General features: G+C 53.6%; 2 protein-coding genes. Both read left to right on the top strand.

The genetic code is table 11. The features are described from left to right. The coding region (locus BN1119_RS11215; RefSeq protein WP_041997831.1) for an EF-Tu C-terminal domain-related protein at positions 1–659 on the top strand (659 nt) is incomplete at its 5' end. A gap of 117 nt (positions 660–776) precedes the next feature. Further along, complete coding sequence (gene gmhB / locus BN1119_RS11210; RefSeq protein ID WP_041997829.1) at positions 777–1319, top strand: D-glycero-beta-D-manno-heptose 1,7-bisphosphate 7-phosphatase; 543 nt, start codon at positions 777–779, stop codon at positions 1317–1319. Positions 1320–1672: the final 353 nt, after the last annotated feature.

Below are 1672 nucleotides of genomic sequence, written 5' to 3'. Positions count from 1 at the left end.
TGAAAGCGCTGGAAGGCGACGCCGCATGGGAAGAGAAGATCCTGGAACTGGCTGGCCACCTGGACAGCTACATCCCGGAGCCGGAGCGTGCGATCGACCTGCCGTTCCTGATGCCTATCGAAGACGTCTTCTCCATCGCTGGCCGTGGTACCGTAGTAACCGGTCGTGTAGAGCGCGGTATCGTGAAGGTTGGTGAAGAAGTGGAAATCGTTGGTATCAAAGATACCACCAAGACCACCTGTACCGGCGTTGAAATGTTCCGCAAACTGCTGGACGAAGGCCGTGCCGGTGAAAACGTTGGCGCGCTGCTGCGTGGCGTGAAGCGTGAAGACGTGGAGCGTGGTCAGGTACTGGCCAAGCCGGGCACCATCAAGCCGCACACCAAGTTCGAATCCGAAGTGTACGTGCTGTCCAAAGAAGAAGGTGGTCGTCACACCCCGTTCTTCAAAGGCTACCGTCCGCAGTTCTACTTCCGTACCACCGACGTGACTGGCACCATCGAACTGCCGGAAGGCGTAGAGATGGTAATGCCGGGCGACAACATCAAGATGGTTGTCACCCTGATCGCCCCGATCGCGATGGACGACGGCCTGCGTTTCGCCATCCGTGAAGGTGGCCGTACCGTAGGTGCTGGTGTTGTAGCTAAAGTTATCGCTTAATCGATACTTTATATGCACGCATGAAAGGGGTGGCTTCGGCCGCCCCTTTTACTTTTGGGGACCTTATTTACCCCCATGCGATACTTTTCAGACATTTATTACCGAGGTAGTTCCCCCGTGAGTAAGCCTGCCATTTTTCTGGATCGTGACGGTGTCATCAACGAAGACACAGGTTATGTCAGCCAAGTCGATGACTTCCATTTTCTGCCCGGGGTGATCGAAGCCCTGCAGCTGCTGAAGAAGAAAGGCTATCTGCTGATCGTGGTCACCAACCAGTCCGGCATCGCCCGTGGTTACTTCACTGAAGATGACTTCATGAACCTGACCGAGTGGATGGATTGGTCCCTGGCCGATCGCGATGTGGATCTCGATGGTATTTACTTCTGTCCCCATCACCCGGACCGCGGTATCCCCTGCGACTGCCGCAAACCCGAACCGGGTATGCTGTTGCTTGCCCAGCGAGAGCTCGGTATTGATATGAGCCGCTCTTACATGGTGGGTGACAAACCTTCGGACCTGAAAGCCGCCATCAATGCTAAGGTCGGTCACAAGGTCATGGTCAGAACGGGCAAGCCGATTACTGATGCGGGGATTGAGCTGGCTGATGCCATCTACGACAACCTGCATGATTTTGCCGTTGCTGCGCCGGTCGCAGGCTGATCTTGCTGGATTAAGATTCTTTTTGGTGGCTTTATGAGCGGTTGAACGATGAAAGCCATCTTTTTGCAATTATCTGCTTGCCAGAAAGTTTCTGCTCCCTATAATGCGCCTCCATCGACAGGGCAAGCGGCAACGCAGACAAGCCGGTCGGTGCCTCGAAAAAGCCTTTGAAAATAGGGCTTGACTCGAGAAGGCGGTTGAGTAGAATGCCACTCCCGCAGCAGCCAAAAGCTGCGTCGCTCTTTAACAATTTGAATCAAGCAATCTGTGTGGGCACTCACAGCATCGAGCATCAAAATTAATTTTTGATTTTCAATGTCTGGTGAAGTGACCAAGACGATTTCTTAGCAATA

Origin of the sequence: Aeromonas bivalvium (genome assembly GCF_000819765.1) — a bacterium.
Taxonomy (GTDB): domain Bacteria; phylum Pseudomonadota; class Gammaproteobacteria; order Enterobacterales; family Aeromonadaceae; genus Aeromonas; species Aeromonas bivalvium.
Note: the sequence above shows the minus strand (reverse complement) of the source record. Positions and strands in the feature narration are given on the sequence as shown.